Source organism: Vibrio sp. V08_P9A1T1, assembly GCF_963874405.1.
Lineage (GTDB): Bacteria > Pseudomonadota > Gammaproteobacteria > Enterobacterales > Vibrionaceae > Vibrio > Vibrio anguillarum.
In genome coordinates, this window is sequence record NZ_CAWNIB010000166.1 from 19,703 (window position 1) to 27,174 (window position 7,472).

6 protein-coding genes are annotated in these 7,472 nt (G+C 46.2%); all 6 read right to left on the reverse strand.

Going from position 1 to position 7,472, the window contains the following annotated elements; all coding sequences use genetic code 11:
- Nucleotides 1-9 precede the first annotated feature (9 nt).
- On the reverse strand, nt 10-1,059 hold the full coding sequence (fliG, locus tag AACT21_RS07570) for a flagellar motor switch protein FliG (protein ID WP_013856310.1): 1,050 nt from the start codon (nt 1,057-1,059) through the stop codon (nt 10-12).
- Nucleotides 1,052-2,794, reverse strand: coding sequence for a flagellar basal-body MS-ring/collar protein FliF (fliF, locus tag AACT21_RS07575; RefSeq protein WP_013856309.1), 1,743 nt, complete (start codon nt 2,792-2,794; stop codon nt 1,052-1,054). Before fliF ends, fliG begins: the two co-directional genes overlap by 8 nt.
- 14 nt (nt 2,795-2,808) lie before the next feature.
- Nucleotides 2,809-3,120 (reverse strand): flagellar hook-basal body complex protein FliE, encoded by a 312-nt coding sequence (gene fliE, locus AACT21_RS07580; RefSeq protein ID WP_094164287.1) that lies wholly within the window; start codon nt 3,118-3,120, stop codon nt 2,809-2,811.
- An 84-nt stretch (nt 3,121-3,204) separates the two neighbouring features.
- The gene (locus AACT21_RS07585) at nt 3,205-4,614 is read right to left on the reverse strand and encodes a sigma-54-dependent transcriptional regulator (RefSeq protein WP_026028065.1); all 1,410 of its coding nucleotides are present in this window, start codon (nt 4,612-4,614) and stop codon (nt 3,205-3,207) included.
- On the reverse strand, nt 4,614-5,672 hold the full coding sequence (locus AACT21_RS07590; protein ID WP_094164288.1) for a sensor histidine kinase: 1,059 nt from the start codon (nt 5,670-5,672) through the stop codon (nt 4,614-4,616). Before AACT21_RS07590 ends, AACT21_RS07585 begins: the two co-directional genes overlap by 1 nt.
- Nucleotides 5,673-5,801: 129 nt before the next feature.
- Complete coding sequence (locus AACT21_RS07595; RefSeq protein ID WP_017045739.1) at nt 5,802-7,268, reverse strand: sigma-54 dependent transcriptional regulator; 1,467 nt, start codon at nt 7,266-7,268, stop codon at nt 5,802-5,804.
- Nucleotides 7,269-7,472 lie beyond the last annotated feature (204 nt).

Sequence of the window (7,472 nt, forward strand, 5' to 3'; positions counted from 1 at the left end):
AGGGTTAGATTATAAGAATTCGTCTGCGCCGCCAGACAGCATAATTTCGCCACTGTCGGCCATACGACGTGCAATCGCCAGAATCTCTTTTTGCGCCGCTTCGACATCTGATACTTTAATCGGAGGCATGGCTTCCAGATCATCTTTCATCATCTCAGCTGCACGTTTTGACATGTTTTTGAAGATCTTCTCACGCAATGCGTCATCAGCACCTTTAAGTGCTTTTTGCAGTACATCTTGCGGTACATCACGCAGCAATTTTTGAATGCCTTGGTCGTCCACTTCGACTAAGTTTTCGAACACGAACATCAGATCTTGGATCTGCGTTGCCATGTCTTCATCTTGCTCACGCATCTGATCCATGAGGATGCCTTCGATATTGTTATCGAGGTAGTTCATGATATCAGCCGCGGCTTTCAAGCCACCAATTTTCGCCGCTTGCGCGCCCGCTTGACCGGCAAATTGTTTCTCCATGATTTCATTCAACTCAGCCAATGCCGAAGGTTGTACTTCTTCAAGGTTGGCAATGCGCATCAATAAGTCTAAACGGTCACGTTCAGCAAACTGCGCCAAAATTTCAGCCGATTGATCCGGTTCTAAATACGATAAAACAATGGTTTGGATTTGTGGGTGTTCATTAACAATGATGCTCGCCACTTGTCGTGGGTCCATCCATTTCAATGAATCCAAACCTTTTGAACCCGTGCCAAGCAAAATTTGATCGACCAAGTTATTGGCTTTATCGGCACCTAATGCAGCGATAAGCGCGTTACGCATAAAGTCTTCGCTGCCCATACCGATATTGGTGTATTTCTGAATATCTTCGAGGAAAGCACGGTGCACCGCGCCGACTTTCTCTTGGCTAAGCTCTTTCGCTTTCGCCATCGCGCTACCGACTCGTTGTACCTGCTTAGGTTCAAGATGGCGGATGATGCCAGCGGCGTCCTCTTCGTTTAAGCTCAACAACAAAATAGCCGCTTTTTCATCACCAGAAATTGTTGAAATATCAACCGATGATTCTGTCACTTCTGTTCCACTCTTATTTTTATTATCAGGCATTTTGCATCCAATTCTTCACTACTTGAGCCGCAAGTTCAGGCTCATTGGCCACTAGAGCACGCACCGCTTTCAGTACATCCTCATCCTTGTGTAAGTTTGGCAAATCAATACCGGAACCAAACTCAAAGAGATCACCGCCATCAATACCACTGCCAATTAAACTGGTTTCACCATCAGCACCAATCGGTAAACCATCAGGTCCGTACATTGGGTCATCATCATCCGCAGCAGGGTTGAGCAGTTTTTTCAGCGCAGGGCGAACCAGCACCAGCACCACAACCACAATAACCAAGGCACTAGCAAACCAGCGTACCCAATCGTTGAAGTTTGGATGCTCCCAAATAGGGACATCAACCATTGACTCAACTTCAGGCACGGCAAATTGCATGCTCAAGACATTCAACAAATCGCCACGGTTTTCATCAAAGCCAACCGTCCCAATCAATACTTGTCGCACGGCGCTAATTTCACTTTCGCTCAAGGGAGTATAGGTGACTTCGCCAGTCTCTGGGTTAACCGATGGTCGGTTTTTAATCGCCACCGCAACGGTTTGACGATTCACCACACCCGATTGTTTGCGTTCATGACTGATGGTGGTATCGAGTTCAAAATTGCGCGTGGCTTCTTTATGGACCGAACCTTGCCCAAGTACCGAGCCATCTTTCATCTGCGCGACGTCTTGTGGGATAGAAGCATCGGCAGGTGGCTGATTACTTAATGCACCTGGAACGCCAGCCACCACATTGCCGTTGTTATAGTCTTCAAGCGTATATTCGCTGCGTGTCGCTGGCGTATTCGGGTCAAAGCGTTTACGCGTTTGTTCAATGGCACTGAAATCCAGTTGGATATCCACTTGGGCGGTGTAATTACCAAAACCTAGAATAGGGATTAATACCGAATCAATTTTGTCACGCAGCGCCTCTTCTTGCTTGCGTTCAAGTTCTTGTTCTTTACGGCGGGCTGACGACACAGGATCTTGAGAGCCTGAGCTGAGCAGCCGACCATGTTGATCAGTCACGGTAATTCGATTGGGTTTCATCCCTGGCACGGCACTGGCGACCATATCGACAATAGAGTCGACCTCTTCTTGTTTAAGGTTCGCGCCAGTTCGCAAGGTAAGAAATACGGAGGCAGAAGCATCTTGGTTATGACGAACAAATACGCTTTGCTTAGGCAGCGCCAATAACACACGAGCTTTGTTGACGAGCTTCATCTCTTCAATCGCTTTGGCAAGCTGACGTTCACGGCTAAGTTTAAGGCGCTCTTGCTCAAGGCGCTGAGAAACACCAAAGCCCATGTCTTGCATCAAGATTTCATCGCCCGCTTGCTTGTTTTGATTTAACCCTGCACGGACGAGGTTGAGTTTTAAGCTGTTGTATTCACTGGATGGCACTAAGATAGTATTACCATCTAGTTTGTAGGTCAGTTTCTGCTGATCAAGATAATCGAGGACAGGAATAAGTTCTTCGGTTTCATAAGCGCCAAGCGGGCGCATTTCAGGTTCTCGAACCCAAAAGAACAACATGACAATCAGTGCCACACAGATGGAAATAGAGAGGACTAACACCACCTGGCGCAACAAGTCCAAGTCGCCCATCGCAAAATCACTTTTGGATGAACTCTTCTCTTCAAGATCTGGGTTTTGCGTGTCCATGTCTAGATCTGAGCTCGCCATTAAAGCGTGGTCAGAACCACTGGTCACGGTAAGATCGGTTGTTTGCTTATCTTCTGCCACGGCGGCTACCTAATTTATACGGGCATATTCATGAGTTCTTTGTAGGCGTCGACAAGTTTATTTCGAACTTGAATCGTCGCTTCAAAGGCTACACTCGACTTGTTACGAGCAATCATCACATCCGATAGTGAGACATTTTCATCTCCCCGATCAAAGCGGGTTTGTAAATTACCTGAGGTCTTTTGCAAACTGTTCACGTTATTAATGGCTTTGGAAAGCATGTCGCCAAAATCAGCACTCACACTTTGTCCAGTTGCCGCAGGACGAGCATTGGTTGCTTCCAACATCATTGTTTGCATTTCGCTGTTTAAACCATCAAGTCTCATTGCTACCTCTAACGCCAAATCTTTGACTGCTGTGCTGCTTCTTTCTGTGATGCAGCAATTTATATGCCATCACCCACTTTGGGGTTAATTCGGGATATCAATTCCTGCATCACGCATTTTTGCTAATTTATAACGCAGTGTCCTAGGGCTAATTCCGAGCTTGTCAGCCATCTCTTTACGGCGGCCTTGGCACTCGACTAAAGTATCCATGATAATGGTGTACTCTTGATCTCTCAGCTCATCACCCAATGCAGCGCCATTGTTATTAAACAGCTTGTTCACTTCGGCTTGTGCTACAGGCTTAATCTCTGGTGTGGCAATATCGCTGCGCTCTACGACTTGTTGCAAGCTGCTAGCATCTTGCCAATCAACCCCTTCCAACAAGATATGTTCACTTGCAATGTCTCCTTGCTCACTCAAGATCAGCGCGCGTTGCACGACGTTATCAAGTTCACGGACGTTGCCCGGCCAAGCGTAACTAAGCAACTTGTTAATGGCTTGCGGCGCGATACGAGGCACAGGTAAACCAAGTTTAGTGCAGTGACGCTCTACAAGGTGGTGAGCAAGCGGTTCAATATCCCCTTTGCGGTCACGTAGCGCTGGCCATGAGATTGGGAAGACGTTGAGACGATAATATAAATCATCACGGAAATTGCCTTCCTGCACATACTGCTTTAGGTCGCGGTTGCTGGTCGCCAATACGCGGACATCAAGCTTAATGCTTTTACGCCCCCCCAAGCGTTCCACTTCACGCTCTTGGAGTACGCGCAGCAGTTTTGCTTGTAGGTTCAGATCCATCTCGCTGATCTCATCGAGTAAAATGGTGCCACCTTGTGCTTGTTCAAATTTGCCCGGACAAGCTTGTACCGCTCCTGTAAATGCCCCTTTTTCATAACCAAATAAGGTGGCTTCGAGCATGTTGTCTGGAATGGCGGCACAGTTGATCGCCACAAATGGCCCATCTTTACGCGGAGATGAGTTATGAATGTAGCGAGACATGACCTCTTTTCCTGAGCCACTTGGGCCCAAAATCATGACGTTAGCATCGGTTTTTGCCACTTTGTCGGCAAGTGACAATAAGCGCAGGCTTTTCTCATCGGCAACAACCGCATCACCGTTATCATCCGATTTCACTGGCGCGTAACGGCTAACCATGTTGAGCAGCACTTCGGGGGCAAAGGGTTTTGCCATGTAATCAATGGCGCCCTCTTTCATCGCCGAGACAGCATCTTCAATATTGGCGTACGCCGTCATCAGCAACACGGGTAAATTGGGCCAATGCTGTTTGATGTTGCGCAGCAGTGCAAGGCCACCCATGCCAGCCATTTGAACGTCAGAGACAACAATATCAACAGGATGTGCTTTGAGTTTAATCAGTGCATCTTCGGCGCAATCAGCTTCCAGCCATTCATAACCGGCCAGCGCCAAAGTATCGACTAACGCTTCGCGTAGACCTTCATCATCTTCAACGATTAAGACTTTGCTTTGAGCCATCATCCTTCTCCAGTCTCTGTTGGTGAAGAAGGGGCATGACGCTCGAGTGGAATGCACATAGTAAAGCAAGCACCCTCCCCTTCTTCTGAAATTAATTCCAATCGCCCATCATGGGCGCGGCAGACCATTTGTACCACCGCTAACCCTAACCCCGTTCCTTGTGAGCGAGTGGTAAAAAACGGTTCCATAATTTTACTTTGCAGCGCAGCAGGGACTCCCGGGCCACTGTCTTGTACCGAGATTTTCAGCTCACCATTTACCGGGCGAAAAAAGACATCAATTTGCGACGCCTTACCCGCAATTTGTATTGCGTTCATCACTAAGTTACTCAGTGCAGATGCAATGGCATTTGCATTGCCTAACACCACTGTCCCTTCTTGTTCCACTTCCTGATGATAATCAATTGCGCTATTTTTTAATGCCGTTTCCACCATGGGAACAAATTCGCAGACCAAGTCTGTCACTGTAAACGGCTGAATGACTTTATTGTCACCACCTTTGGCAAACAACAACATATCATTGACTTGTTTTTCAAGATCATGAAGCCTATCCATCAGCTTAGACTGAAAACGCTCTCTTGTAGCGTTTGGCAAGTTAGGCGCACCTAAATTTGAGGCATAGAGCATAGCGCTGGATAACGGTGTGCGAACTTGGTGTGCCAAAGACGCCACCATTCGACCGAGTGAGGATAAGCGCTGTAAATCACTGATGCGTGATTGAAGTAACCGAGTTTCGGTTAAATCGGTGATTAATATCAATTGGCCTGTTGCTGATGCTGAAATGGCTAATCTAACTTTACGACCATTGCGCAGCGAGATTTCATGCCCATCATCTTCTCTCGGCGCAAAGGCACTTTGAATGACGGAATACCATTTTTCACCCGCCAATGGGACTTGCAATAACCGCTGAGCTTCAGGGTTAGCCTCTCTGACTACGCCTTGAGTATCGAGCAAAATGACGCCAGCAGGCATCACATCAAGAACCTGTTTATAGCGCTCAACTTGATCCTCTACAGAATCTAAGTGAGATTGATTAATGGGTGTGTCAGGAGACTGCATGTCGAAATTCTACCTATAAAACAACAATAGCCTAACACGCAAAATACATGCCAGGCTATTTTTCTTTAAAATCAAAGAATTAATCCATTGCCAATATATTGACTAAACTTTACCCATGCTGTTTTTGAATCACCGTTGCATATTGTATTTACGCATTTTTTCAACCAAGGTCGTACGGCGCATACCCAACATATCAGCGGCACGCGCTACCACTCCGCCTTGAGCTTCAAGGGCTTGGTTGATCATATTGACTTCCAAGTCCGCCAATAGCTCTTTCAAATTCACGCCTTCAGGAGGCAATGACTGCGGTGCGTTGAGATTTTCGTGCATCTCTTCGACGTCTTCAAAACTGAAGTTTTCAGAGAAAATACCCGCAAGCACATCACGTTCTTGGTCTTCAACAGAACCATAGGAGCTGTGCTCTGGTTGGAATTCTGGAATATCACTATAGCGGTATTTAGTTGGTAAATGATTGACGTCGACGAGACTATTTGGATAGAGAATGATCATCCGCTCAACTAAATTCGCTAGCTCACGAACATTGCCCGGCCAATTGTGTTCCATTAACGAATTGACTGCTCGCGGGGTAAAACAAAATGGCTGTCCACCTTCCGCTTCCATACGTGTCATGAGTTCTTGTAACAGCAATGGGATGTCGTCTTTGCGATCTTTTAGCGCTGGCATTTCAATTGGGAAAACATTGAGTCGATAGTAAAGATCTTCACGAAATGATTCATCATCAATCATGTTTTCTAAATTGCGGTGAGTCGCTGACACCACACGCACATTCACTTTAATGGTGGTATTACCGCCCACACGTTCAAAGCAGCGCTCTTGCAACACACGCAACAACTTTACCTGCATCGACATCGGCATATCACCGATCTCATCGAGAAATAAAGTACCGCCTTCGGCAAGCTCAAAACGACCTTTACGCGCGGTTATCGCTCCGGTAAACGCCCCTTTTTCATGACCAAATAATTCACTTTCAAGTAAATCAGCCGGAATCGCACCACAGTTAATCGGTACAAACGGACCGTTGCGGCGTGCAGAATGATAATGGATGTTACGCGCAACCACTTCTTTGCCCGTTCCAGATTCACCTAAGATCAACACATTGGCTTCTGTGCCTGAGACTTGCTCAATCAAATGGCGAACTTCTTGGATACCATGACTTTGGCCTACAAGGCTACGAAATAAGGTATTCTTACGCGATGTAGAGGGAACTTGCACGCCTTTGCGTCCTAAAAATTCTTTGCAATGTCGTAATGCGTCACTCAGTTGAGGGTAATTAAGGGGTGACTCAAGTTCACCGACGTATTGAGTAAATTCTTCCAATGAATATGGCTGCTTGTTTGCCATTAGAAGTGGAATATAATTGGCCTTAGTCAACCACTGAGCTATCTCATCAGTTAACTGCTCACTTTTTAGCGATCCAATAATGCAGCCCCCCCACAATCTTGAACAATCAATATCCTTGATTTGGGATGACTCGATCGCCTCGCAGTGCTCTCCAACAAATTCTAAAATGTTACTTAGATTGAGACGGATCTGCGGATCGTCTTCTATCACAAGCAGTTTTGCTAAACCTTGCATAGGTGAGAATATTTGCCTTAAATCAGAGAAATTGTGGCCGCACTTCTGAAAATCGTTATTCAGTTTTGTTTTTCTATAATCACTTGATTAAACGATAGACAATTTGTGGAATTCAGCAACAAAAAAAGCCATTAGGCTAGTAATGGCTTCTATTCTATGGAATAAAAAAAATAAGGCAACCAAGCAATGAGCTGGTGTGACATC